General features: G+C 73.1%; 17 protein-coding genes and 5 pseudogenes. 14 read left to right on the forward strand and 8 right to left on the reverse strand.

Annotated elements, in window-relative coordinates; all coding sequences use genetic code 11:
• Nucleotides 1-82 precede the first annotated feature (82 nt).
• Nucleotides 83-892 (reverse strand): ATP-binding protein, encoded by an 810-nt coding sequence (locus ACN28C_RS15150; RefSeq protein ID WP_422774090.1) that lies wholly within the window; start codon nt 890-892, stop codon nt 83-85.
• Between the two features lie 351 nt (nt 893-1,243).
• Nucleotides 1,244-3,070, reverse strand: coding sequence for an AMP-dependent synthetase/ligase (locus tag ACN28C_RS15155; RefSeq protein WP_422774091.1), 1,827 nt, complete (start codon nt 3,068-3,070; stop codon nt 1,244-1,246).
• A 330-nt stretch (nt 3,071-3,400) separates the two neighbouring features.
• On the opposite strand from ACN28C_RS15155, the gene ACN28C_RS15160 reads away from it, so the two are divergent.
• Nucleotides 3,401-3,769: a hypothetical protein gene (locus ACN28C_RS15160; protein WP_422774092.1), complete on the forward strand. Its 369-nt coding sequence runs from the start codon at nt 3,401-3,403 to the stop codon at nt 3,767-3,769.
• A gap of 28 nt (nt 3,770-3,797) precedes the next feature.
• Here ACN28C_RS15160 and ACN28C_RS15165 read toward each other — a convergent pair whose 3' ends face one another.
• A complete protein-coding gene (locus ACN28C_RS15165; protein WP_422774679.1) occupies nt 3,798-4,751 on the reverse strand; it encodes a terpene synthase family protein in 954 nt (317 codons plus the stop codon).
• A 24-nt stretch (nt 4,752-4,775) separates the two neighbouring features.
• Nucleotides 4,776-5,405: a TIGR03085 family metal-binding protein gene (locus tag ACN28C_RS15170; RefSeq protein ID WP_422774093.1), complete on the reverse strand. Its 630-nt coding sequence runs from the start codon at nt 5,403-5,405 to the stop codon at nt 4,776-4,778.
• Nucleotides 5,406-5,624: 219 nt separating this feature from the next.
• On the opposite strand from ACN28C_RS15170, the pseudogene ACN28C_RS15175 reads away from it, so the two are divergent.
• The 3 genes and pseudogenes from ACN28C_RS15175 to ACN28C_RS15185 form a co-directional block, all read left to right on the forward strand.
• Nucleotides 5,625-7,760, forward strand: a pseudogene (locus ACN28C_RS15175) (ABC transporter ATP-binding protein); the annotation flags it as partial.
• Nucleotides 7,761-7,803: 43 nt separating this feature from the next.
• The gene (locus ACN28C_RS15180) at nt 7,804-9,597 is read left to right on the forward strand and encodes an ABC transporter ATP-binding protein (RefSeq protein WP_422774094.1); all 1,794 of its coding nucleotides are present in this window, start codon (nt 7,804-7,806) and stop codon (nt 9,595-9,597) included.
• Nucleotides 9,598-9,730: 133 nt separating this feature from the next.
• Nucleotides 9,731-10,558: a DUF2470 domain-containing protein gene (locus tag ACN28C_RS15185; RefSeq protein ID WP_422774095.1), complete on the forward strand. Its 828-nt coding sequence runs from the start codon at nt 9,731-9,733 to the stop codon at nt 10,556-10,558.
• On the opposite strand, the gene ACN28C_RS15190 is transcribed toward ACN28C_RS15185, so the two are convergent.
• The 3 genes and pseudogenes from ACN28C_RS15190 to ACN28C_RS15200 all read right to left on the reverse strand — a co-directional run.
• Entirely contained in the window at nt 10,555-11,187 is a 633-nt protein-coding gene (locus ACN28C_RS15190; protein WP_422774096.1) for a TetR family transcriptional regulator, read from the reverse strand. The genes ACN28C_RS15185 and ACN28C_RS15190 overlap by 4 nt on opposite strands.
• Nucleotides 11,188-11,282: 95 nt before the next feature.
• A complete protein-coding gene (locus tag ACN28C_RS15195) occupies nt 11,283-12,038 on the reverse strand; it encodes an ABC transporter permease (protein ID WP_422774097.1) in 756 nt (251 codons plus the stop codon).
• A 104-nt stretch (nt 12,039-12,142) separates the two neighbouring features.
• Nucleotides 12,143-12,862 (reverse strand): annotated as a pseudogene (locus tag ACN28C_RS15200) (ABC transporter ATP-binding protein); the annotation flags it as partial.
• Nucleotides 12,863-13,093: 231 nt separating this feature from the next.
• Between ACN28C_RS15200 and ACN28C_RS15205 the strand changes: the two are divergent.
• The 5 genes and pseudogenes from ACN28C_RS15205 (at nt 13,094) to ACN28C_RS15225 (ending at nt 17,946) form a co-directional block, all read left to right on the forward strand.
• Entirely contained in the window at nt 13,094-14,095 is a 1,002-nt protein-coding gene (locus ACN28C_RS15205; RefSeq protein WP_422774098.1) for an aldo/keto reductase, read from the forward strand.
• Between the two features lie 132 nt (nt 14,096-14,227).
• A pseudogene (locus tag ACN28C_RS15210) lies at nt 14,228-14,851 on the forward strand (nucleotidyltransferase domain-containing protein); the annotation flags it as partial.
• Nucleotides 14,852-15,085: 234 nt separating this feature from the next.
• Nucleotides 15,086-15,535 (forward strand): phosphoribosyl-AMP cyclohydrolase, encoded by a 450-nt coding sequence (gene hisI / locus ACN28C_RS15215; protein ID WP_422774680.1) that lies wholly within the window; start codon nt 15,086-15,088, stop codon nt 15,533-15,535.
• Between the two features lie 123 nt (nt 15,536-15,658).
• Nucleotides 15,659-17,323: an anthranilate synthase component I gene (locus ACN28C_RS15220; protein ID WP_422774099.1), complete on the forward strand. Its 1,665-nt coding sequence runs from the start codon at nt 15,659-15,661 to the stop codon at nt 17,321-17,323.
• Nucleotides 17,324-17,406: 83 nt separating this feature from the next.
• Nucleotides 17,407-17,946 carry a Trp biosynthesis-associated membrane protein gene (locus ACN28C_RS15225; RefSeq protein ID WP_422774100.1) on the forward strand — a complete coding sequence of 180 codons (540 nt, stop codon included), beginning with the start codon at nt 17,407-17,409 and terminating at the stop codon, nt 17,944-17,946.
• Between the two features lie 303 nt (nt 17,947-18,249).
• Here ACN28C_RS15225 and ACN28C_RS15230 read toward each other — a convergent pair.
• A pseudogene (locus ACN28C_RS15230) lies at nt 18,250-18,489 on the reverse strand (hypothetical protein); the annotation flags it as partial.
• A 463-nt stretch (nt 18,490-18,952) separates the two neighbouring features.
• Here ACN28C_RS15230 and trpC point away from each other — a divergent pair.
• The 5 genes and pseudogenes from trpC to ACN28C_RS15255 all read left to right on the forward strand — a co-directional run bounded on the left by trpC (nt 18,953) and on the right by ACN28C_RS15255 (nt 24,674).
• Nucleotides 18,953-19,756 carry an indole-3-glycerol phosphate synthase TrpC gene (gene trpC, locus ACN28C_RS15235; RefSeq protein WP_422774681.1) on the forward strand — a complete coding sequence of 268 codons (804 nt, stop codon included), beginning with the start codon at nt 18,953-18,955 and terminating at the stop codon, nt 19,754-19,756.
• The gene (gene trpB / locus ACN28C_RS15240) at nt 19,753-21,003 is read left to right on the forward strand and encodes a tryptophan synthase subunit beta (RefSeq protein WP_422774101.1); all 1,251 of its coding nucleotides are present in this window, start codon (nt 19,753-19,755) and stop codon (nt 21,001-21,003) included. Before trpC ends, trpB begins: the two co-directional genes overlap by 4 nt.
• Nucleotides 21,004-21,008: 5 nt before the next feature.
• The gene (gene trpA / locus ACN28C_RS15245; RefSeq protein WP_422774102.1) at nt 21,009-21,956 is read left to right on the forward strand and encodes a tryptophan synthase subunit alpha; all 948 of its coding nucleotides are present in this window, start codon (nt 21,009-21,011) and stop codon (nt 21,954-21,956) included.
• Nucleotides 21,957-22,065: 109 nt separating this feature from the next.
• Nucleotides 22,066-23,202, forward strand: a pseudogene (gene lgt / locus ACN28C_RS15250) (prolipoprotein diacylglyceryl transferase); the annotation flags it as partial.
• Nucleotides 23,203-23,474: 272 nt separating this feature from the next.
• The gene (locus ACN28C_RS15255; RefSeq protein ID WP_422774103.1) at nt 23,475-24,674 is read left to right on the forward strand and encodes an FAD-dependent oxidoreductase; all 1,200 of its coding nucleotides are present in this window, start codon (nt 23,475-23,477) and stop codon (nt 24,672-24,674) included.
• Nucleotides 24,675-24,702 lie beyond the last annotated feature (28 nt).

Consider the following 24,702-nt stretch of genomic DNA (forward strand, 5'->3'; position numbering starts at 1 on the left):
GGTCGACAGGTCCTCCAGGTCGCCGGCGACGGGGCGAGCCCCGCGGCGGCGAAGCCGTCGTGCCGGCAGGGCCACCGGCGGCTCAGGACTGGTAGCCGGCCCGGGGGAGGCCGACCAGGCCGGCGAGGCGCAACCGGGACGCCGGATGCGCCGCCAGGCTGGCCCAGACGATCTTTCCGTCGGAGCCGGGCAGGACACCCCAACTGCTGGCCGACCGGGTCACCATGGCGAGTCCGCGACCGCGTACGGCCAGCGGCTGGTGTGCACTGTCAGGTTTGCCCGCCGGATCGCGCCGGGGCAGCGCCGGTACGCCGGGGTGCCGGTCGGCGACCGCGATGCGCAGCCGCTGCCCGTGGTGGCAGAGGGTCAGGTCGATCTCGGTGCCGGCGTGCTCGACGGCGTTCGCCACCAGTTCGGAGGCGACGAGCTGGGCATCGTCGGCGATCTCCGCCAGCCGCCACCGCTCGCAGCACTCCCGGACCAGCCCCCGGGCCGTGCTCACCGCCTGCGGCACCGGCGCCAGCCGCCGGTGGACCCGCCGGAGGTGGGCCGGGACGGAATAGGGCCGGACCCGGGTGAGCGCCTCGGCGAGCCGGGGGTAGAGCTGGACCCGCCGGGTCGGCAGGCGGCGGAGCAGGACGGTCAGCGCCGAGGCCGGCGCGCAGACCAGCACGGTCATACCACGCCGACACGACTCCCGGAGCATCACCAGCGCCGGAAGCAGGGTCGGCAGCAGCTTGTCCGGGGCGATCCGGGTGCAGTCCACGGCCACGTACGGTGGGTGGTGCGCGGCGCACCTCGCGATCGCCCGCTGCAGCGTGTACGCCTGCGCAACGCTCCACCGGCCCGCCATCGTGATCACCAAGGCGCCGGTCTCCACGTGGGCTGCCACCGTGGCCACCATCACCGAAACCCCCTCGTCCCCGCGTCCCGCCGCACGACCGGACCACCGGATCGACCCGCCGTGCACCGGATCGGCCCACCGCGCACCTGCACTCTGCTCTTACCCCGGTGAGGCCCGGGTGAAGCCGCCCCGATTCCGTCTGCCCTGGGTAGTCGGGCACAGTCGCCGGGTAGCGACCGGGCGAGGTCGTCCCGGCGGTGTGTGGTCGAGGACCGGCGGTGTGTGGTCGAGGACCGGCGGTGTGTGGTCGAGGACCGGCGGTGCGTGGTCGAGGACCGGCGGGGGCACCGCCGGTCCTCTCGGCACTCCTGGCGGGTGGTTCCCCCGCGCGGACAGCGGTCAGATCTGGGCGAGAGTGCCCTGGTACATCCCGTCGATCTCGGCCTTGAAGCTCTGCTCCACGGCACTGCGCTTGATCTTCATCGACGGCGTCAGCTCGCCGTCCTCGACGGTCAGGTCGCGGGAGAGCACCGTGACCCTCTTGATCGTCTCCCAGCGGTTGAGCTTCTCGTTCAGCTCGGCGACGTAGCCGTCGACCATGGCCTGCACCTCGGGCGAGCCGACGATCTCGGCGTACGGCCGGCCCTCCAGCGGACCGCCGGCGGCCCAGGTCGTCATCGCGTCCTCGTCCAGGGTGACCAGCATCGTGCAGTAGTTGCGGGCCTGCCCCACCACCACCACCTGGGAGGTGTACGGGCAGAGCGCCTTGAACCTGCCCTCGATCAACGACGGCGAGATGTACTTGCCGCCGGACGTCTTGACCAGGTCCTTCTTCCGGTCGGTGATCCTGAGGTAGCCGTCTTCGTCGAGTTCGCCGATGTCGCCGGTCCGGAAGAAGCCGTCGGGGGTGAACGCCTCGGAGGTCTCGGCCGGCAGGTTGTGGTAGCCGCGCATCACAGGCATCCCGCGGAGCAGGATCTCGCCGTCGGAGTCGAGCCGGCACTCGAGGTCACCCAGGGCCTTCCCGACCGTACCGATCTTGAGGGCGCCCGGACGGTTGACGAAGTTGCCGGCGCTGGTCTCGGTGAGGCCGTACCCCTCGGAGATGGGCAGCCCGGCCGCGGCGAAGAAGTGCGCGATCTCCCGGCTCAGCGGCGCGGCGCCGGAGACCAGTACCCGGATCCGGCCGCCCAGCCGGGCCTGGAGCTTGCTGAAGACCAGCTTCTCGGCGAGCCCGTACTGGATCCGGAGCCCGGCCGAGACCGGCCTGCCCTCCTGCTCCAGGCTCACCTTGCGCTTACCGGTCTGCACCGCCCAGGCAAAGATCCTGGCCTTGGCGCCGCCCGCGCTCTGCGCGGTGGTGACCGCCCGGTTGTAGACCTTCTCGAAGATCCGGGGCGCGCCGCACATCAGGGTCGGCCTGATCACGGCGAGCAGCTCGACGAGCCGGTCGAGCCGGCCGTCGACGTAGGTGGGGACGCCGACGTGGATGATGCCGCAGATCAGGGTCTTGCCGAACGAGTGCGACAGCGGCAGCCAGAGATACTGCAGGTCCTCGGGGAGCAGCAGCCCGAGCTTCCCCTGGGCGATGCCCTCCCAGCACCACCCGGCGTGCAGCAGCTCGACACCCTTGGGCCGCCCGGTGGTGCCGGAGGTGTAGATCAGGGTCGCCAGGTGGTCCTGGTCGATCCCGGCGACCACCCGGTCGATCAGCTCCGGGTCGCTCTCCAGGGCCAGCGCGCCCTGCACCTCCAGATCGGCCAGGGTGAGCTGCGGCGGGGTGGCGTCCGGGGCGGCCGGCCCGTCGATCAGCACGACGTGGGTCAGCCCCGGCAGCTCCGCTCCGGCGATCTTGGCCGCCTGGTCGGCATTCTCGGCGATCAGGATCTTGGAGCCCGAGTCGGAGAGGATGAAGACGGTGTCCTCGGGCTCGGTGGTCGGATAGACCGTGGTGGTCGCACCGCCGGCGCACATGATGCCGAGGTCGGCGAGGACCCAGTCGAGCCGGGTGTTGGCCAGGATCGCCACCCGGTCCTCGGAACCGATGCCGAGGCCGTGCAGCCCGGCGGCGATCGCCTTCGCCCGCTGACCGACCTGCGCCCAGCTCAGCCAGACCGGGCCGGAGTCGTCGGGTGCGGGGTGGGCAAACGCGTCCCGGTCGGGGGTGGCCGAGACACGCTTCAGGAACATGTCGGGGATGGACCGGTAGGGGACGTCAAGAGCCATGGCGGGGGGAGCCTCCGGATATCGTCGCGTGACGGTGATCACGTTAAATCGCGGTTACCGTACGGTATTTCGTCTGCCCACGCCACGGCTAGTACCGATCGGGCCCGGTAGCCGCGCCGATCGGACCGCGCGGTCCGATATCTGCCGCCCTCGTTGCCTATCTGTCGCCCTCGCTGTCGCTGGGACGGTCTCGCGCGATCCGAGTGGCAAACCGACGAAATGCCCGGCACCCTCTCTAAGCTATCCACTCGTCGGCCCAGGTCGGCGAGGGGGTGCGCCGCGTGACCAGGGGGCCGGGAGGCCATCGAGTACGGGTAAGGGTGATCAACCATGGGCCAGAGCAGTCCCTTCGCCGGAGATGCCGGGCCCGACGAGCCGGCACCGGGGCACGTCATCCACCTTCCGGTTGCCGTATCCACGCTGGACGCCGCCACCGAACTCGCCGCGTTGCTGGCCGAGTCGCTGGCCTTCCTCCCGGAACTCGACGCCGGTGAGGTGACGGTCTCGGCCGAGGACGCGCAGCACGAGCGGTACCGGGTCTTCTGCGACCGGCTGCTCTTCGGCTCCGGCCGCTGTGGTGAGCGCGAGGGGCACCGGGGCCCCTGCGTGGCCGGCGCTGCCCGGCCCGGCCCGGTGCGGCGGACGTTGATCGACGCCACGTCGGGCGGCTGGGTCGGGGCGTCCCCAGCGGCCGGTTAGTGACCCTGTTGGAGCGGCGCGGCGGTGGTCACCGGTAGCGGGCCGCCGCCAACGACCAGTCGTAGCTGCCCCGGATCCAGGCCCGGCGCGCGGTGACGAACCGGTGGGCGTCGGTGCCGCCGCCGGCCAGCACCGCGGACTCCAGCCGCAGGTACGCCCGCAGCCCCGCGTTGAACCGGCGGGCCGCGTCGAGCAGCGCCGCCCGCTCCTCCCGCCCACCCTCCCGGGCCAGTACGACGATCAGGTTGTGCCCGTCCCGGCTCTGCCGGCGCTCCTTGGCGTAGGAGAAGACGTCGTTGCACCAGCAGACCAGGTCGGTGGCGAGGTCGTCCAGGCTGGAGGCGTCGAGGTCAGCCCGGCAGGTCGCCTCGGCCAGCCCGCCGTAGGCCAGGTCGGTCAGGGTGAAGCTGGGGCGTACCCCGCCGGTGTGCCGGCGCATCTGGAGATATTCGGCCACCGCCGGGACCCGGTGCCGCTCCCGGTTCGCCGCCTCCCAGAGCAGCGCCAGCAGGTAGTCCCGCATCTGGCCGGCGAACCGGAGCAGGATCCGTGGGGAGCCCTGGGCGCGTACCCGTTGGCAGAGGTCGTGCAGGCCGGCGGCGGTCGGGCCGGCGACGGCGGCCAGCTCCGGCGTCGCCGGCCCGCCGCGCAGGTCGAGCACGTCGAGCAGCTGGCCGACCACCGGGGCGAGCCGGGCCGGGTCGTCACCGAGGCCGTCCTCGTCGCAGCGGTCGTCGAAGGCGAAGAGCCAGGTGAAGAGGTCGGAGAGGAGCCGGAGCTGCTCCGGCCGGGCCTCCGGGCAGGCCCGGCCGGCCAGGTCGGCGGCGTTCGACCGGTCGAGCCGGCGGGCTGCGGCGGAGCTGTCGACCAGGCCGAGTTCGGCAGCCCACCGGATCGACTCCGGGCCGACCTGCCCGACGTGCTCGTTGATCCGTACCGGAAAGGGCGGCCGGGTCAGGGACGCCAGGGCGAGGGCGCGCATCGGCACGTCCGGCCGGCTCCGCGGTCAGACGCCCAGCTTGGCGGTGCGGAGCCGGTCGGTGAGGGCGGGCGGACCGACCAGTTGGACCCGCGCGACACGCTGGCGGCCGAAGAGAAACATCATCAGCTCGCCCGGTGACCCGACCATCCTGACCTGATCCCCGCCGGCTCCGGCACCGGTCTCGCCGTGCTCGGGCGCCTGGATCAGCAGGGCGGCCGGAAACCGGCGTAGGGACAGCCGGGCCAGCGTCGGGACGCGCTTCCACAGCGCGGCCCGCTGGTCGGCCGGCAGCTCCCGGGGCTGCCAGTCGGGCAAGGCCCGCCGGACGTCCTCGTGATGCACGAAGAACTCCATCAGGTTGGCCAGCTCGGCGACGGGCGGCAGGGCCAGCGGGCTCCATCGCGGCGGACGCCGGACCAGGTCGACCAGGGCCGGAAACGGCTTGCCGGCCACGGCTGCCTGCACCCGCGCCAGGTGTCCGCGCAGCGGCGGGAGCATGGTCCCGGCCGCCGCGTCCGGGCGGCGCTCCCGGACCACCAGGTGGGCGGCGAGATCCCGGGTGGCCCATTCGGGAATGATCGTGGGCGCGTCCGGCCCGAGCGCCAGGAGGAGATCGGCCAGCGACTGGCGCTCCGTATCCGCGTAGCGGGGCATGTCTTGATCGTAATCCTGATCCGGCCGACTGGCGTGGTACGAGATCCGGCCGACCGGCATGATGCGAGCCGCCCGGCAGACGGAACAGGTTGTGACAGCAGACACAATCAGGGCCGAGTCGGTATCACCCACGCCAATCGGTTCGTCATCCCTCGCCCTGATCAGTAAGGATGAGCTGGAAGCAGCAGGCTTACGGCGGGGGAGAGCGTGGCGGGCAAGACGAGCCGGGACATACTTCTCAGGGGAATCCGGGTCCTCGGTCACGCGGTCCGCGAGGAGCCACGGATCTTCGCGGTGGCGGTCGGCGGCAGCGTCCTCTACAGCCTGTTGATCATCGCGAGCGCGTACGTCGTGGGTGCCGTCGTCGGCAACGTGGTGGTGCCGTCGCTGGAGAGTGGCCGGGTCGAGCTGGCCGCCGTGTTGGCGGCCGCCGCCGCGCTGCTCGCGGTCAGCCTCGGCCGGGTGCTCGGCATGTTCGGCCGCCGGCTCGGCGCCGGATTCATGCAGTACCGGTTGCAGGCCAGCTACCGGCGCCGGATCACCCGCCGTTACCTGGAGCTGCCGCTGGCCTGGCACCATCGGCACGCCACCGGCACGCTGCTCTCCAACGCCAACTCCGACGTCGAGGCGGCCTGGTTCCCGATCGCGCCGCTGCCCTTCGCGGTCGGCACCCTGGTGATGCTGGTGGCGGCGCTGGGTTCACTCTTCGTCACCGACTGGGTACTCGCACTGGTCGGGGTGGCGATCTTTCCGGCGCTCTTCGCGCTCAACGTCGTCTACTCCCGGCGGATGGCGCCCCGGCAGGCCCGGGCCCAGCAGATGCGCGCCCAGGTGAGTGCGATCGCGCACGAGAGCTTCGACGGGGCCCTGGTGGTCAAGACCATGGGTCAGGAGGCCCGGGAGACGACCCGGTTCGCGGCCCAGGCCGGCGAGCTGCGGGACGCACTGATCTCGGTGGGCCGGCTCCGTGGCATCTTCGACCCGATGCTGGAGACGCTGCCCAGCCTCGGCACCCTGGCCGTGCTGCTGGTCGGCGCGGCCCGACTGAGCCAGGGCGCGGTCAGCATCACCGAACTCGTCAGCGTGGCGTTCCTCTTCACGGTGCTGGCCTTCCCGGTCCGGGCGATCGGCTGGGTCCTCGCCGAACTGCCGCGCAGCGTCGCGGGCTGGGAACGGCTGCAGGCCGTGCTCACCGCGACCGGGGAGATGCCGTACGGCGAGACCGCGCTTGACCCCCGGGAGGGACGGCCGGCCACCCTCGTCTTCGACCGGGTCACCTTCGGGTACGCCCCGGCCGAACCGCCGCCGGCCACCGTGCCGAACGAGGCGGCACTCGTGACCGAGCCGGAGACGGCTCCCCGCCCGACCGGGATACCCGAGCCGGCCGATTCCCCGGCCGGGGTCCGGATATCCGAGCCGGTGCTGGCGGCCAACCCGGAATCGGTGCCGGCCAACCCGGGATCGGTGCCGGGCGGTGCTGCCCCCGCGGCGCCGACCGAGCAGTCGGCCCCGGCCCCGGCCCCGGCCCCGGCCCCGGCCCCGGCCCCGGTGCCGGTGCCGGCCCCGGTGCCGGTGCTGCACGACGTGTCGTTCACCGTGCCGGCCGGCCGGACGGTCGCGCTGGTCGGGCCCACCGGCTCCGGCAAGTCGACGATCGTCTCCCTCGCGGTCCGGCTCGTCGACCCCGACGCCGGCACGGTGACCGTCGACGGGGTCGACCTGCGATCCCTCACCGCCGCCTCGCTGGCCGGTACCACCGCGTTGGTGGCGCAGGTGCCGTTCGTCTTCGACGACAGCATCCGGGCCAACGTGACGCTGGGCCGGGACGGCATCACCGACGACGACGTCTGGGCGGCCCTGCGGCTGGCCGAGGCGGACGGCTTCGTGGCGGCCCTGCCGGAAGGGCTGGACACCCTGGTCGGCGAGCGTGGCGCGGCACTCTCCGGCGGCCAGCGGCAGCGGCTCACCCTGGCCCGGGCACTCGCCGGGCGGCCCCGCCTGCTGGTGCTGGACGACGCCACCAGCGCCGTGGACCCGAGGGTGGAGGCGGCGATCCTGGCCGCACTCCGCGGTGACCGCACGTCCGGCCCGGACGGTGCACACCCGCGCGGCGCCGAGTCGGCGGCGTCGATCCTGGTGGTGGCGTACCGGCGGGCGACCATCGCCCTTGCCGACGAGGTGGTCTACATCGAGCACGGCCGGGTGGTCGGCCGGGGCACCCACGCCACGCTGCTGCGTACCACTCCCGGGTACGCCGCACTGGTCACCGCGTACGAGCGGGCCGAGGCGGAACGCGAGCGGGATCGGGCGTACGAGAACTCGGCGACCCGGCGAGGCGAAGAGGTGGACGTGTGAACGGATCCCCCCGCAACGGTGCGGGCAGCGGCGAGGTGGCGGCATGAGCGGCAGCACCGTAATCGACGCCGTGCCCGAGCGGTCGGAGAGTGCCTGGGGAACGCTGCGCCGGGGCCTGGCACTCTCGCCCGAGCTGCGCACCGGGCTGGCCGGCACGCTCGGGCTGGCGCTGGTCTCGATGATCGGCCGGGCCGCCGTACCGGTGGCGATCCAGCAGGGCATCGACCGGGGGCTACGCGCCCCGGGCGGCCCGGACCTGGGCGTGGTCGGTCTGGTCGTGGCGGCCACCGCCGCGGTCCTGGTGGTGACCACCATCTGCGGCTATCTGATGATGCGCCGGCTCTTCACGGTCAGCGAGACGGCGTTGGCCGGCGTGCGGGTCCGGGCGTTCCGGCACGTGCACGACCTCTCGACCCTGCACCAGCAGGCGGAGCGGCGCGGCTCGCTGGTCTCCCGGGTCACCAGCGACGTGGACCAGATCACCCAGTTCCTCCAGTGGGGCGGCGTGATCCTGCTGGTCAACATCGGCCAACTGGTGGTGACCACCATCGTGATGGCGGTCTACTCGTGGCAGTTGACCCTCGTCGTCTTCGCCGCGTTCGTTCCGGCCGCGCTGGTGATCCGGATCTTCCAGCGGCGGCTCGCCACCGCGTACGGGGTGGTCCGGCAGCGGATGGGCGCGATGCTGGCGGCGATCTCCGAGAGCGTGGTGGGCGCACCGGTGATCCGCGCGTACGGTGTCGCCGGTCGGACCGCCGCCCGGCTGGACCGGACCATCGACGAGCAGCGCCGGGCCCAGCAGCGGGCGATCCGGACCAGCGTGATCGGCTTCTCGACCGGCGAGATCGCCGCCGGGTTGGCCCTGGCCGGTGTGGTGGTGCTCGGCGTGCGGCTGGGCGTCGACGGATCGCTCGGCATCGGCGAACTCACCGCCTTCCTCTTCCTGGTCACCCTCTTCATCCAGCCGGTCCAGATCGCCACCGAGGTGCTGAACGAGGCGCAGAACGCGGTCGCGGGCTGGCGACGCGTGCTGGACGTGCTGGACGTGGCGCCGGACGTGGCGGACCCCGGCGAGCAGGGCGTCGACCTGCCGGCCGGACCGATCGACATCCGCTTCGCTCACGTCGACTACCGCTATCCCGGTGGCCCTCCGGTGCTGGTCGACGTCAACGTGGACATCCCGGCCAAGACCCGGGTCGCGGTGGTGGGGGAGACCGGCAGCGGCAAGACCACCTTCGCCAAACTGCTCACCCGGCTGATGGACCCGTCCGCCGGTGCGGTGCTGCTCTCCGGGGTGCCGCTGGACCGGGTCCGGTTCGGCTCGCTGCGGTCCCGGGTGGTGATGGTGCCGCAGGACGGCTTCCTCTTCGACTCCACCGTCGCGGAGAACGTCCGGTTCGGCCGCCCGGAGCTGACCGACGAGGAGCTCGCGCTCGCCTGTACCGAACTCGGCCTCGGTGACTGGGTCGACGGGTTGCCGGCCGGACTGGCGACCCCGGTGGGGGAGCGCGGCGAGGCGCTCAGCGTGGGCGAGCGGCAGTTGGTGGCGCTGGCCAGGGCGTACGTGGCCGACCCGGACCTGCTGGTGCTGGACGAGGCGACCAGCGCCGTCGACCCGGCCACCGAGGTACGCCTGCAGCGCACCCTCGACGCGGTGACCCGGGGCCGGACCACGGTGGCCATCGCGCACCGACTCTCCACCGCGCAGGCCGCCGACGAGGTGATCGTGGTGGACCGGGGCCGGATCGTGCAACGTGGCCCGCACGAGGAGCTACTTGCCGACCCGCATTCCGTCTACGCCCTCCTCTACGCCTCCTGGCTGGAGCAGACCCGGTAAGGAAGGGCCCCGCATTATCGCTTTCTGTTGTAGAAGGGCCCCCGCCCAACCACTCGGGCACGTGGACGGCGCCTCCGGGATAAGTTAGCCTCCCCTTACTAAGGTCATGCTAACTTCTGCTGGAGGTCGACCCATGCAGCCCAGCCCCGCGGAGGTGGCGCGTACCCTGGCCGCCGGCCGGCTCGCCGGCACCGCCCAGGTCGCGTACCGGCCCGGCCCGCACCAGGTCCGGCATGCCACCGACCCGTCTGGCCGGCTGCTGCTGCTCGTCTCGATCGTCAGCGATCTGGCCGCCGTGCTCCGGCCCACCGGGGCAGGCCGGGCCACCGCGCTGGTGCTGGACGTACGCGACCTGCCGCCCGGCGCCGGGACACCTCCGCTCGGCCGGGTCTGGATCTCCGGCTGGCCGGAACCGCTCTCCGGTGCCGAGGCGCGGCGGGCGGCGGTCGACTTCGCCGACGTGGTGCCGACCGGCGATCTGCTGGACGTCGGCGGGTGCTTCACGCTCTACCGTTTCGAGCCGGTGGAGATCCGGCTGGAACGCGCCGGCACGGTGCTGGACGTCGAACCGGCCGAGTACGCCGCGGCCGAGCCGGACCCGCTGCACCCGATGGAGCGGGACCTTCTCGCCGACCTTGCGGACCACCACGGACCGGAGGTCGCCGCGTTTCTCCGGCGCCAACTCGGCGACATCGTGCCGCCGGCCGGCCCGGAGGAGCCGCCGCCCCGCGTGGTCCGGCTCGACCGGTACGGCATGGTGGTGGCGCTCGGCGGCCGCAGCACCCGCTGCCGGGCCCGGCTCGCCTTCCCCCGTCCGCTCGCCAACCAGGCCGAGCTGGCCGAGCTTCTGCACCCGGTCCTCTGCCGGCGGCGGAATCATCCGCAGCGCCCCGAACCGGGCTGGCCGGCGACCGCCAGCCCGACCAGTGCGCAGTGGCCGGCCAATCCCGGGCCCGGCTAGCTGGGCATGCCCCGGCCGGGGCCGTGGCCGGTGAGCCCGGCGAGGTCCCCGGCGAGGTAGCGCTGCACGGTCGGTCCGACGGCCGCGACCACGACCTCCGGCGGCGCCGAGGCGAGCGGTTCCAGCCGCAGGATGTAGCGGACGATGACCATCCCGGCCATCTGGGTGGCGACCAGCGAGGAGCGGAGCGGCGCCTCGGCCGGGTCGACCTCGAGCATCCCGGTCGCCCGGCGGAGTACCTGGGTCTCCAGGAACTCACGGAGCAGACGCGCGGTCCACTCGTTGTTCATCGCGGATCGGAACAGCGCGACCCCGGCCGTGCCGCCGGGGGAGTCCCAGACCCGCAGGAAGGTCCGGACCAGCCGCTCACCGATCCCGTCCAGCCCGCCGGCGGCGATCTGCGGCAGCAGCTCCTGCGGGTCGAACGGGATGTCGATGGTGGCCCGGAAGAGCCCGTCCTTGGTGCCGAAGTAGTGGTGGATCAGGGCCGGATCGACGCCGGCGCTCGTCGCGATCGCCCGGACCGAGGCGTGGTCGAAGCCGCGTTCGGCGAACGCCTCCCGGGCGGCGCTGAGGATCGCCTGCCGGGTGTCGGGATTTCCCGGTCGCCGTCCGCTCCGTCGTGCCATCGCCGTCCTCGTACTCGTTCCCACGCACCGCCGGCCGGGTCCCCGCATCCGGGGCATCCGGCCGGCACGGCGACCGTCGCCGCTGGCGCCGGCCGTCAGCCGGTGCGCCGCCGCAGCGTCGCCGCGGCGAGCACCAGGGCGACCACCACCGCCGCCGCGACCACCGTCACATCCCGCCACATCGTGCCGGTCGGCTCGGCGTGCGCGCCGACCTGTTGCAGCGCCTCGACCGCGTACGACAGGGGTAGCGCGTCGCTGATCGCCTGTAGCCAGCCGGCCATCTGGTCGCGGGCCACGAAGAGACCGCAGAGCAGGATCTGTGGGATCACCACGACCGGCATGAACTGTACGGCCTGGAACTCGGTCTGGGCGAAGGCACTGCAGAACAGGCCGAGCGCCACCCCCAGGACGGCGTCCACCACCGCGATCAGCACCACCAGCCCGGGGTTGCCGGCGGTGGAGAGGTCGAAGAGCCAGTACGCCGCCCCGGCCGCGACCCCGGCCTGGACCGCGGCGGCCAGCCCGAACGCGAGCCCGTAACCGAAGAGCAGGTCCAGTTTGCCGGCCGGGGTGGTGAGCAGTCGTTCGAGCGTGCCGGAGGTGCGCTCGCGCAGCATCGCGATGCTGGTGACGAGGAACATGATCACGAAGGGGAAGATGCCGAGCATGACCAGCGCGATCCGGTCGAACAGGCCCGGCTGCCCCGGAGGCGACGGTTGGTCGCCGAACATGTGGTAGAGCAGCGCCAGCAGCAGCGTCGGCACCAGCAGCAGCATCGCCACCGTACGCCGGTCGTGTCGCAGCTGGCGGAGGATGCGACCGGTGGTGGCGAGGAGGATCCGTGGGTTCATCGCCCGGACCCCCCGCCGGTCGTCTGAGCCAGTCCGTCGGTCGTCGGGGCTGGTCCGTCGGCCGTCCGGGGCGACGCGTCGGTCGTCCCGGCGGGCCCGGCGGCGGCGCCGTCCCGGGCGTTCGCCCGGATGAGGCGCAGGAACGCCTCCTCCAGGTCGTCGGTGCCGGCTGCCGCGCGTACCGCCGGCAGGGTGTCGTCGGCGATCAGCCGACCCTCCCGGATCAGCATCAGTCGATCGCATCGGGCTGCCTCGTCCATGACGTGGCTGGAGACGAGCAGCGTGGTGCCCTCGGCAGCCATCCCGTGGAACCTGTCCCACAGCTCGGCCCGGAGCACCGGATCCTGGCCGACGGTCGGTTCGTCCAGGATCACCACCTCGGGGCGCCCGACGAGTGCACAGGCGAGTGAGGCCCGGCTGCGCTGGCCGCCGGAGAGGGTGCCGACGAGCTGGTCGGCGGCGTCGGCCAGGCCGACATCGGCGACGGCCCGATCGGCGTCGTGCCGGCCCAGGCCGTAGAGCCGGCCGAAATACCGGGTGTTCTCCCGGACGGTCAGGTCCGGGTAGACGCTGGGCGCCTGGGTCAGATAGCCGACGTGGTGCCGCAGCCCGCGCGCCCCCGCCGGCTGGCCGAGCACGGTGACCGAGCCGCCGGCGACGACCTGCACGCCCACGATGGCCCGGAGCAGAGTCGTCTTGCCGCTGCCGCTCGGGCCGAGCAGGCCGGTGACGCTGCCGCGGGGGACGGTGCAGCTGACGCCGTGCAGGATCGGCCGCCTGCCGCGCCGCACGACGAGGTCGCGGACCTCGATCGCGGTCTCCATGGACCCTCCTTCGATAAATTCAACAGCTGTTGAAATCAACGCTAGTCCACGTCGCGACCGCCTGACAATCACCCCCTCGTTTCCCGGTGCCCGGCGGTCGGGTAGTAGACCGGCGGGGGCGGACCATGGGACGCACGGGTGGTTCCACGCGATCGGGGACGCGGCGATCGGCGTGGGCCGACGGAACGCCCGGGTGCGATGACGGAACGGACTGGTGGACGGAGCACGGTGATGCGTAAGCGCAGGCTCGGAGCGATCGGACCGGAGGTCTCGGCGGTCGGGCTCGGCTGTATGGGGATGAGCATGGCGTACGGGACCAGGGACGACGAGGAGTCCGTGCGTACCCTGCACCGCGCCCTCGACCTGGGCGTCAACCACCTCGACACCGCCGACATGTACGGCCGGGGGCACAACGAGGAACTGCTCGGCCCGGTCGTCCGCAAGCGCCGGGACGAGGTGTTCCTGGCGACCAAGTTCGGCAACCGGTTCCGCGGCGGGGGCAACGACACCAGCGCCCCCGGGGTGTACGTGGACAGCAGCGCGGCCTGGGCCCGCGCGGCGTGCGACGCCTCGCTGGTCCGGCTCGGGGTGGAGACCATCGATCTCTACTACCTGCACCGGCGCGACCCGGAGACGCCGATCGAGGAGACCGTCGCAGCGATGGCGGAACTCGTCGTCGACGGGAAGGTTCGGTTCATCGGGCTCTCCGAGGTGAGCCCGGCGACGCTGCGGGCGGCGCACGTCGTACACCCGGTGGCGGCGGTGCAGATGGAGTACTCGCTCTTCACCCGGGACGTCGAACGGGAGATGCTGGCGACCTGCCGGGAGCTGGGCGTGGCGCTGGTGGCGTACTCGCCCGTGGGGCGTGGGCTGCTGACCGGGACGATCAGCGGTCGGGAGCAACTCGGCGCCGACGACTTCCGGAGCCGGGCACCCCGGTTCGCCGAGGAGAACCTCGGCCCCAACCTGGAGCTGGTGGCCCGGGTCGGCGCGGTGGCCGCCGAGATCGGCTGTACGCCGGCCCAGGCTGCGCTGGCCTGGCTGCTCGCCCAGGGCGAGGACGTGCTGCCGATCCCGGGAACCAAGCGGATCCGCTACCTGGAGGAGAACGTCGGCGCCGTCGACCTGCGGCTCACCGGCGACCAGGTCGCTCGGCTCTCCGCCGCGGTGCCGGTCGGGGCGGCGGCTGGTGATCGGTACCCGGCACAGTCAATGCGATTTCTAGGCAAATAACGGATGAAACGCCCAGGCGACGCGCGATCGGGCGTTGCGTCATGATCGGAGCTGCGGCACGATGGCGCCGTGGATCACGGTCCGTTACTGCAGCCCGGGTTTTTCGACGCCTGGACGGACCGGCTGCGCCGGATGCCCGGCCCGCCCGTGGTGGCCGTGCTGCTGCGGGGCAGCTATGCCCGGGGCGCCGCCACCCCGTACAGCGACGTGGACATCGATGTCCTGGTCAGCGGGGCGCCCTATGCCGCGTACCCGGCGTATCTGGTGGAGGGAGGCGACCGGCTCACCCACCTGTCGGTCGCCGTACGGGATGTTCGATCGTGGCTCGCCCGGCTCGACCGGCCCGCCGAATGGTCCTTCGGACTGCCGGTCGCCGCGCCCGCACGGTTACTCTGGGCACACAACGACTGGCGGGCGTCGGTCGAGGTGACCGAGATTCGCCAGCGTCCCGCCGACCCCGATCTGGAGGAACTGGTCGCCGCGCTCGGCAAGGTCGGCGGGGCGTGCGCGACCGGCGCCGAGTACGACGCCCGGCTCGCCGCGACCGAACTGGCCCGGCGGTGCCCGTCGGTACTCCGCCTGGCGAACCCGGCGGTCACCGTCGCCAGCCGGCGGGACGCCCTGGCCGCCGTGCTCGACCTGCCGGTCGCGCCGGACGGCTACCGCGACGACATGCTCACCTGTCTCGGGCTGCACCCCGACACCCTGCCCCGGCTGCACGCCGCCGCGCATCGGCTGGTGGCCGGCACGGTGACGTTGGCCCGCCCGTACGCCGACGATCTCGCCCGGGTGGTCGGCGCGGACCTCGCCGCCGCCCTCGGCGACGGCCGGCTGGACCGGTACGTCAGCCAACTGGCCCGTGCGGACCGGGTCGTCGGCGAACTGGAGAGGGCTGCCCGGGTACGTGACGGCGTGGCGTGGGCCACTGTGCGGGACGGGAGCGGGGAGGGGTGGGCGGTTCCCGTCCCACGTGCGAAACAATCGGGAACTATGCCCGTACCCGATCTCTCCCCGGCGACCGCGCCCGGGCCGGCGTCGAGCGGCCCCGCGCGGCCCTCGGCCCTCGATCCGGCGGTCGCCGCACGGCTGCGCCGCAACTCCGACGGACTCGTCGCCGCGGTGGTCCGGGCGCACGACTCCGGCGACGTGCTGATGATGGCCTGGATGGACGACGAGGCGCTGCACCGGACCCTCACCACCGGCCGGGCCACCTACTGGTCGCGCAGCCGGCAGGAATACTGGGTCAAGGGCGAGACCTCCGGTCACCACCAGTACGTCCGCTCGGTCGCGCTCGACTGCGACGGCGATGCCGTGCTGGTCAGTGTCGACCAGGTGGGCGCTGCCTGCCACACCGGTGACTGGACCTGCTTCTCCGATCCGCTCCCGGTCACCGGAGCGGCTCCCGGAGCGGCTCCCGACCTCGCCGGGCCGTCGTCGTGACCGAGACGCGGGCCGTGGACCTGGCCGAGACGCGGTCTGTGGATCTGACCGAGACGCGGGCCGTGGACCTGACCGAGACGCGGCCGGAGGCGGCCGTGACGCTGCGACTGGGGCGGTGACCCGATGACGACCGGAGCGGTGAGTCCGGACGAGGCGACCTTCCGGGAGCTGGCCCGGACCCGACGGGTGGTGCCGGTCGTCCGTCGGCTGCTCGCCGACGGGGAGACCCCGGTCGGGGTCTACCGCAAGCTGGCCGGCGGCCCCGGGACCTTCCTGCTGGAGTCCGCGGAACAGGGTGCCGGCCCGGCCGGGATCGCCTGGTCGCGCTACTCCTTCATCGGGGTACGCAGCAGTGCCACGCTGGTCGAGCGGGACGGTCGGGCGCACTGGCTCGGCGTACCCCCGGCCGGCGTGCCGAGCGGAGGCGACCCGATGGCGGTGTTGCGGGCGACCGTCGCCGCGCTGACCGGCCCGGCCGCCGCCGGCGCGGTCGGCTCGGAGCACGGGCCGCTGCCGCCGCTCTTCGGCGGGATGGTCGGCTACCTCGGCTACGACGTCGTACGGCGGATCGAGCGGCTCCCGTCACTGACCGAGGACGACCTGCGCCTGCCCGAGCTGGGCATGATGCTCGCCACCGACCTGGTCGTGCTGGACCACTTCGACGGCTCCGCCATTCTGGTGGCGAACGCCCTCCTGCCGGCTCTGCCCGGCGGCTCCGACATCGGCGGCTCCGACACCAGCGGCTCCGACACCGGCGGCTCCGACACCGGCGGCTCCGACACCGCGGACGGGGACACCCGGCCGACGGTGGACCGGGACGTCCGGGTGACGGCGGCGTACCACCAGGCGGTCGGTCGGTTGGACGCGATGACCAGCGCGCTCTCCCGGCCGATCCCGCCGATGATCGCCACCGTCGACCGGCCCTCACCGGGCGAGGTGGAGTGCCGGACGGCCGAGGGGGAGTACCCGAAGGCGGTCGAGGTGGCGAAGGAGGCGATCCGGGCCGGCGAGTGTTTCCAGATCGTGCTGGCCCAGCGCTTCGAGCGGGACACCCGGGCCGACCCGCTCGACGTCTATCGGGTGCTGCGGACCACCAACCCGAGCCCGTACATGTACCTGCTCCGCTTCGACGACTTCGACATCGTCGGATCGTCCCCGGAGGCACACCTGAAGGTCACCACCAGCGACGACGGTCAGCGGCGGGCGATGCTGCACCCGATCGCCGGCACCCGGCCCCGGGGAAACAGCCCGGCCGAGGACGGCCGGCTCGCCACCGAGTTGATCACCGATCCGAAGGAACGGGCCGAGCATGTGATGTTGGTCGACCTCGGCCGCAACGACCTGGGCCGGGTCTGTCGGCCGGGCACGGTCGAGGTGCCGGAGTTCGCCACCATCGAGCGGTACAGTCACGTGATGCACATCGTCTCGACAGTGGTGGGAACGCTGCGCGACGACCGGACCGCGTTCGACGCGCTGGCGGCCACGTTTCCGGCCGGAACGCTCTCCGGCGCGCCCAAGGTACGCGCCATGGAGATCATCGAGGAGCTGGAGCCGACCCGTCGCGGCCTGTACGGCGGGACGGTCGGTTACTTCGGCTTCGGCGGCGACCTCGACATGGCGATCGCGATCCGGACCGCGCTGATCCGGCGCGGGCGGGCGTACGTGCAGGCCGGCGCCGGCATTGTCGCCGACTCCGACCCCGCGGCCGAGGACCGGGAGACCCGCAGCAAGGCGGCCGCCGTCCTGGCCGCGATCGCGGCGGCCGAAACCCTGCGGCCAGCCCGATGACGGCCGGGCAGGGACCGCAGACCGGTCCGGGACGCACACCACCGCAGCCGGCGACCGCGTCCACGGGCCGCCGGGAGCTGGCAATGACTGTGCTGCTCTGCCTGCTCGGCGGTGGCCTGGCGGTCTTCGCGGCGACCCGGATCTGGGCGGTCGAACTGACCACCCGACCGGCGCCGCTGCCACCGGACCGGCTGACCCGGACCGGGTCCGACCTGCTGCCCTGGCTACCGGCACTGGGCCTGGTCGGCCTCGCCGCCGCCGGGATGGTGCTCGCCACCCGCGGGTTGTTGCGTCGACTGGCCGGCGTGCTGCTGGTGATCATCGGGGCCGGGATAGTCGCCGGCGCCGCATACGGCGGAGTCAGCACCGCTGGCGAGGTGCGTGCGGGTTGGCCGCTGCTCTGCGTACTCGGTGGTCTACTCGCCGGTGCGGCGGGTGGGTTCACCGCCGTCCGGAGCGCCGATTGGCCATTGATGGGCGCCCGTTACGAGCGGGGGCGTTGGGTGGCCATAGCCGGCCGGGGCGGCACGACACCCGCCACCACCGGCGGTCGACTCGACGGCCGGCACACCACCGGCGCCTGGGACGCGCTGGATCGCGGCGAGGACCCGACGGCAAGCTGACCCCCGGGGATCGACGGCCCCGGCGGGGATCGACGGGGCCGCCCGGCGGTCAGTAAATCCAGTTGTCCGGCGGATCGGTTGTCCGGCGGTAAGTGGACCGGTTGTCCGGCGGTCAGTGGACCGGTTGTCCGGCGGTCAGTGGACCGGCTGTCGCCGGCCGGTCGATCCGGGCCGCGACGGGACTCCGCTGGCCGACCCCGACCGCCGGCCGGCACCGGCGGCGCGGGCACGCCGCCCCCCGCCTATCCGGGCGGTTGCGCCGGTCGTGCCGGCGGCCTCGGCGTTCGCAGCTGGTGCCGGTGCCGTGGAGGCCGCTGCCGGCGGCGCGGTGAGCGTTGCCACCAGGGCACGGATCTCGTCGCGCCGGTGCGCGCGATCCCGGTCCGCGCAGATCGCCTCCCAGGCGTTGCCCCGGGCGGTACGGACCCGGGCGTCGCCGACCACCACCCGTTCCACGCTGTGGACCACGCCCGCCGCGACGGAGAGGACGGCCCGGGGGATGTTGGTCAGGTCGATGATCGAGCCAGGCTTCGCAGCGCTCATGTCTTTCCCCGCACGAAAATCGATCCGACTGGTCGACGGGGCCCCGTCGACCAGTGTGCCCGACGTTGATGGTGCCCACCTGGTGTTTCCGGTCGGTAACCCCGGATCAACGGTTCGCCTCCTGGCCGGTTCACCAACGGAGACAACGTGGCGCGTCGCATCGGGCTTCCTTGATCCTCGTCACAGCCGCCGACCGCCTCGTGGAAGCCGGCCGCCGCGTGCCGACGCGACGCCCGGGCCGACGATCCGGAGCCGATCTTCGATGGCACAGTGTGACATTTCACTCACAGGGGCGGCCATTATGCCGCAGCCCATCTCGTGAAGCAGGCCATACCCCCGTCGGCGTCCGCCCCGTGGCGGCGCCTAGCATCGGCCCATGACACCCGGAGAGGGGAGTCCGTTGGTGACTGCTGAGCATCCGCACGCGGCGGAGGACGGAGCCGGATCGGCGACGTCGACCAATGTGCTCGACGAGATCCTCGCAGGGGTCCGCGAGGACGTTGCACGCCGGCAAGAACAGGTCCCGCTGGAGCAGATCAAAGAACTCGCGGCGGCCGCCGCGCCGCCCCGGGACGCGTACGCGGCACTGCGCCGCCCGGGCGTCGGGGTGATCGCCGAGGTGAAGCGCTCCTCACCGTCCAAGGGGCAGCTCGCCGAGATCGCCGACCCGGCCGACCTGGCCGGTGACTACGCCGCCGGTGGGGCGCGCTGCATCAGCGTACTCACCGAGGGGCGCTGGTTCGGCGGGTCGCTGGACGATCTGGCGGCGGTCCGGAGCGCGGTGGACATCCCGGTGCTCCGCAAGGACTTCGTCGTCTCCAGTTACCAGGTGCACGAGGCCCGGGCGCACGGCGCCGACCTGGTGCTGTTGATCGTCGCCGCCCTGGAGCAGAACGTGCTGGTCGGCCTCCTGGAGCGGATCGAGTCGCTGGGCATGACCGCACTGGTCGAGGTGCACGACGAGGAGGAGGCGGACCGCGCCCTGGAGGCCGGCGCCCGGGTGATCGGGGTGAACGCCCGTAACCTCCGTACCCTCGAGGTCGACCGGTCGGTCTTCGAGCGGATCGCGCCCGGCCTGCCGAACAAGGTCGTCAAGATCGCCGAGTCCGGCGTGCGCGGCCCGCACGACCTCATCCGGTACGCCTCGGCCGGCGCCGACGCCGTCCTGGTCGGCGAGGGGCTGGTCACCCAGAAGAGCCCTCGCGAGGCAGTGGCCGAGCTGGTCAACGCCGGTAACCACCCCGCCACCCCGAGGCCGGTCCGATGAGCGGGCCCACCGCCCCCGCACCGCAGGGCGGTGCGGCGTTGCTGCCCGACGGCGCCGGACACTTCGGCCGGTACGGCGGTCGCTTCGTCCCCGAGGCCCTGGTGGCCGCGCTCGACGAGCTGGACGTGGCATACCGGAAGGCGCTGACCGACGACTCCTTCCAGGCCGAGTTCTCGGCACTGCTGCGCGAGTACGCCGACGCGCCGTCCCTGCTCTACCGGGCCGAGCGGCTCTCCTCCCGGGTCGGAGCGCGGATACTCCTCAAGCGCGAGGACCTCAACCACACCGGCGCGCACAAGATCCGTAACGTACTCGGTCAGGCGCTGCTCACCAAGCGGATGGGCAAGCCCCGGGTGATCGCCGAGACCGGCGCCGGTCAGCACGGGGTGGCGAGCGCGACGGCTGCCGCGTACCTCGATCTGGAGTGCGTGGTCTACATGGGCGAGCTGGACACCCAGCGGCAGGCCCTGAACGTCGCCCGGATGCGGATGCTCGGCGCCACCGTCGTCCCGGTCACCGCCGGTTCGCGCACCCTCAAGGACGCGATGAACGAGGCGCTGCGGGACTGGGTCGCCAACGTCGACCGGACGCACTACCTGATCGGCACCACCGCCGGCCCGCACCCCTTCCCGGCGATGGTCCGGGAGTTCGTCCGGGGCATCGGAGTGGAGGCCCGGCAGCAGTGCCTGGAGCTGACCGGGTCGCTGCCGGACGCGGTCACCGCCTGCGTCGGCGGCGGTTCCAACGCGCTCGGCATCTTCCACGCCTTCGTCCCCGACGCCGGGGTCCGGCTCTACGGCTTCGAGGCCGGCGGCGACGGGATCGACACCGGACGGCACGCCGCGAGCATCACCGGCGGCTCCTCCGGGGTACTGCACGGCGCCCGCACCTATGTGCTGCAGGACGCCGACGGGCAAACCGTCGAGTCGCACTCGATCTCGGCCGGGCTGGACTATCCCGGGGTCGGCCCGGAGCACGCCTGGCTGCACGACGCCGGCCGGGCGCGGTACGCCCCGGTCACCGACGCGGAGGCGATGGAGGCGTTCCAGCTGCTCTGCCGGACCGAGGGGATCATCCCGGCGATCGAGAGCGCGCACGCGCTCGCCGGCACCCTCAAGATCATCCCTGAGCTCGCCGCCGAGTTGGGTCGCGAGCCGACCATCGTGGTCAACCTCTCCGGCCGGGGCGACAAGGACGTACACACCGCCGGGGAGTATTTCGGCATCCTCGACGAGCAGCGGAGGTGAGCGAGATGACCGCCACCACCGACCCGGGTAGCGGAGCTGCTTCCACGGACCCGAGCAGCGGGGCCGCCACAGCCAGACCGAGCAGCGGGGCCGCCACAGCGAGACCGAGCAGCGGGACCTCTCCCGCGGGCGGCAGCGGGGCCGGCTCCGACCGGAGCATCGCCGTCGCCTTCGAGAAGGCCCGGGCCGAGGGGCGGGCGCTGCTGGTCGGCTGCATGCCGGCCGGATTCCCGACCGTGGGCGGCAGCATTGCCGCGATGCGGGCCATGGTCGACGCCGGAGTCGACGTGATCGAGGTGGAGATCCCCTACTCCGACCCGGTCATGGACGGGCCCGTCATCCAGCGGGCCAGCGACATCGCCCTGGCCGGGGGCGTACGCACCGCCGACACGCTGCGGGTGATCGAGGCGGTGGCATCGACCGGCGCACCGGTGGTCACGATGACCTACTGGAGCCCGATCGAGCGCTACGGCGTCGACGCCTTCGCCCGGGACCTCGCCGCCGCCGGCGGCACCGGCCTGATCACCCCGGACCTGATCCCGGAGGAGGCCGGCGAGTGGCTGGCGGCCTCCGACGCGCACGGGCTGGACCGGACGTTCCTGGTCGCACCCTCCTCCACCGACCGGCGGCTGGCGCTGACCCTGGCACACTGCCGGGGCTTCGTCTACGCCACCGCCCTGATGGGGGTTACCGGGGCCCGGGAGAAGACCTCGGACGCCGCGCCGACCCTGGTCGGCCGGGTCCGGGCGGTCAGCGGGCTGCCCGTCGGGGTCGGTCTCGGGGTCAGCACCGGTGCGCAGGCCGCCGAGGTCGGCCGGTACGCCGACGGTGTCATCGTCGGCAGCGCCCTGGTCCGCTGCCTGCTGGACGCCCCCGACGAGGCGGCCGGACTGGCCGCGCTCGCCACCCTGAGCAGCGAACTTGCCGGTGGAGTCCGCGCCATCTCCCCCTGAACGGTTAGGAAGGGCCCCTTCTTATGCAAAAAGCGATAAGAGGGGGCCCTTCCTTTCAGCCCGGGCCGGGGTGCCACTCGCGGGGGGTACGACGGTAGCCTGTGCATCCGTGACCCTCGCCTCGCTCTCTCCTCAGGCGGCCCTGCCGAGTCCCGCCACCGCCGTCTGGCAACTCGGGCCGGTGCCGATCCGGGCCTACGCACTCTGCATCGTGCTCGGTATCGTGGTCGCCTGCGTGGTGACCGAGCTGCGGCTGCGCCGCCGCGGTGCCGCGCCCTGGGCGGTGCTGGACATCGCCGTCTGGGCGGTGCCCTTCGGCATTGTCGGCGCCCGGATCTATCACGTACTCAGCTCCCCGGCCGCCTATTTCGGCGAGGGCGGTGATCCGGTCAGGGCGCTCTACATCTGGGAGGGCGGTCTCGGCATCTGGGGTGCCGTCGCGGGCGGCGCCGTCGGCGCCTGGCTCGCCGCCCGGCAGCTCGGCCTGCCGCTGACCGTGGTCGCGGACGCCCTCGCCCCCGGCCTGCCGCTGGCCCAGGCCGTCGGCCGGGTCGGCAACTGGTTCAACAACGAGCTGTACGGCGGGCAGACCACGCTGCCGTGGGGTCTGGAGATCCACCGGATGGACCCGACCAACCCCGGGCACGCGCTCCGCGACGACAGCGGTAACCCGGTGCTCGAACCGGGCCTCTACCACCCGACCTTCCTCTACGAGGCGATCTGGAACGTCGGTGTCGCCGGCCTCGTCTTCTTCCTCGACCGGCGGCTGAAGTTCGGTCGGGGCCGGGCGTTCGCCCTCTATGTGATGGGCTACACCGCCGGGCGGTTCTGGATCGAGATGATGCGCACTGACGAGGCGAACGAGATCCTCGGGGCCCGGCTCAATGTCTGGACCGCCGCCGTGGTCTTCCTCGGCGCGCTTGTCTACTTCGTGCGGGTGCGCGGCCCGCGGGAGTACCTCGTACCGGTCGGCGGCGCGACCGCACCGCCCGTCGAGGGCGCCGCCACCAGCGACGTCTCCCAGGTCGATGTCTCCCGGGAGCCGGCCGCGGTCGGCGCGCCCAGCGCCTACCGGGTGGTGACCGAGGAGGAGTTCCGACGCTTCCAGGCCACCGGCGAGCTCCCGCCGGACGACGGGCTCGACGACCGGCCGGACGACGGGCTCGACGACCGGCCGGACGACGGGCTCGATGAGCGGCCGGACGACGGGGTCGACGACCGGGCCGACATCGGACCGGCGAACCCCGGCCCGACCGGCGAACCCGACGCCGGCTCCGGAGGGCCTGACGCCGGCTCTGCCGAGTCCGACGCCGGCTCCGCAGGGCCTGACGCCGACTCTGCCGAGTCCGACGCCGGCAGCGGGCGCCCGGGGACCGACCGTGTCGGCAACGGGGGGAAGGCCGGCGCGCGGTCGGCCGCGACCGCCGGGAAGCCGGCCGATGCCGGCGCAGATCCGGCCGACGCCGGTGCCGCGCCAGGGACCGCCGACCGGGACCGTTGAGCGGAGGAGCCGACCCGATGCGTACGGCCGTGGTGGTGGGCGCCGGGATCGGCGGGCTGGCGACCGCCGGTGCGCTGGCTCGCTCCGGTTGGCAGGTGACCCTGCTGGAACGGGACGACCGGGTACGCGCCGACCGCACCGCACTGGTGCTCTGGCCCAACGGCGTACGCGCACTGCGCGCCCTCGGCCTCGGCGACGGACTGGCGGCGATCGCGACCCCGCTGCCGGACGTCGGCGTCCGGCGCCCCGACGGGCACTGGCTCGTGCAGCCCCGCCCCGGGCTCGCCGAACGCGCACCGGTCGTCGTACACCGGGAGGATCTGCACGACGCGCTCGTCGCCGGCCTCGGCGACCGGGTGGAGATCCGGACGGGATTCGAGGTTCGCACCGTCCGGTTCGCCGACGGCGACCGGCCCGCGGTCGGCGACGGGCGCGGCAGCTACGAGGCCGACCTGGTGGTCGCCGCCGACGGCATCGACAGCGCGGTACGCCGCCGGCTCGCGCCGGATGCGACCGTCGTCAGCTCCGGCTGCGCCGCGTGGCGGGCGGTGATTCCCTGGTACCGTGCGCCACAGTTGCCGCCCGATCGTCCGGTCGACGGCGAGACACTCGGCGCCGGTTACCGGTTCGTCGCGGTCTCGCTCGGCGACCGCGGCTCGTCGGGCGCCTCCACCCGGGGCGGGATCTACTGGGTGGCGACGGCGGCCGGCGCATCCCGCCCGGAGTCGCCGGCCACCCAGCTCGGCCTGCTCCGCCGCTGGTTCGCGAACTGGCCGGCCCCGATCGGTGACCTGCTCGCCGCCACCGAGCCGGAGGACCTGGTCCAGCAGGAGGTACGCGAATTGCGACCGCTGCCCCGTACCTACAGCTTCCCGGCCGGCACCGGCGGACTGGTGCTGCTCGGCGACTCCGCGCATGCCATGCCGCACCACCTGGGTCAGGGCGCCTGCCTCGCGCTCGAGGACGCCGCCACGCTGCGCTCACTTGTCCGGGAGGCGATACCCGGCGTGCCGCTGCGCGAGGCGGTCGAGTCGTACAGCCGGCTCCGCCGGCCCCGGACCGTCACGGTGGTCCGGCAGACCCGCCGGATGTCGGCGGTGTTGCAGGCCCGGGGACGGCTGGCGCTGCGCGCCCGGGACGCCGCCCTCGGCACGATCACCCCTCGGCTGCTGGGGAGCGCGGCCAGTGCGGCGGCCCAGTGGCGGCCACCGGAGTGATCGACGGGGGATCGGCCGCCGGATGACC

Source organism: Plantactinospora sp. WMMC1484 (assembly GCF_049315195.1).
Lineage (GTDB): Bacteria > Actinomycetota > Actinomycetes > Mycobacteriales > Micromonosporaceae > Plantactinospora.

Excerpts from the sequence above, each read along its gene's own strand:
- hisI (WP_422774680.1), top strand. The coding sequence starts at position 15,086 with ATGCCCGTACCCGATCTCTCCCCGGCGACCGCGCCCGGGCCGGCGTCG.
- ACN28C_RS15180 (WP_422774094.1), top strand. The coding sequence starts at position 7,804 with ATGAGCGGCAGCACCGTAATCGACGCCGTGCCCGAGCGGTCGGAGAGT.
- ACN28C_RS15255 (WP_422774103.1), top strand. The coding sequence starts at position 23,475 with ATGCGTACGGCCGTGGTGGTGGGCGCCGGGATCGGCGGGCTGGCGACC.
- ACN28C_RS15190 (WP_422774096.1), bottom strand. The coding sequence starts at position 11,187 with ATGGCACGACGGAGCGGACGGCGACCGGGAAATCCCGACACCCGGCAG.
- ACN28C_RS15165 (WP_422774679.1), bottom strand. The coding sequence starts at position 4,751 with ATGCGCGCCCTCGCCCTGGCGTCCCTGACCCGGCCGCCCTTTCCGGTA.
- ACN28C_RS15205 (WP_422774098.1), top strand. The coding sequence starts at position 13,094 with ATGCGTAAGCGCAGGCTCGGAGCGATCGGACCGGAGGTCTCGGCGGTC.
- ACN28C_RS15170 (WP_422774093.1), bottom strand. The coding sequence starts at position 5,405 with ATGCCCCGCTACGCGGATACGGAGCGCCAGTCGCTGGCCGATCTCCTC.
- ACN28C_RS15195 (WP_422774097.1), bottom strand. The coding sequence starts at position 12,038 with ATGAACCCACGGATCCTCCTCGCCACCACCGGTCGCATCCTCCGCCAG.
- ACN28C_RS15160 (WP_422774092.1), top strand. The coding sequence starts at position 3,401 with ATGGGCCAGAGCAGTCCCTTCGCCGGAGATGCCGGGCCCGACGAGCCG.
- ACN28C_RS15185 (WP_422774095.1), top strand. The coding sequence starts at position 9,731 with ATGCAGCCCAGCCCCGCGGAGGTGGCGCGTACCCTGGCCGCCGGCCGG.
- trpA (WP_422774102.1), top strand. The coding sequence starts at position 21,009 with ATGACCGCCACCACCGACCCGGGTAGCGGAGCTGCTTCCACGGACCCG.
- ACN28C_RS15220 (WP_422774099.1), top strand. The coding sequence starts at position 15,659 with ATGACGACCGGAGCGGTGAGTCCGGACGAGGCGACCTTCCGGGAGCTG.
- trpB (WP_422774101.1), top strand. The coding sequence starts at position 19,753 with ATGAGCGGGCCCACCGCCCCCGCACCGCAGGGCGGTGCGGCGTTGCTG.
- ACN28C_RS15155 (WP_422774091.1), bottom strand. The coding sequence starts at position 3,070 with ATGGCTCTTGACGTCCCCTACCGGTCCATCCCCGACATGTTCCTGAAG.
- ACN28C_RS15225 (WP_422774100.1), top strand. The coding sequence starts at position 17,407 with ATGACTGTGCTGCTCTGCCTGCTCGGCGGTGGCCTGGCGGTCTTCGCG.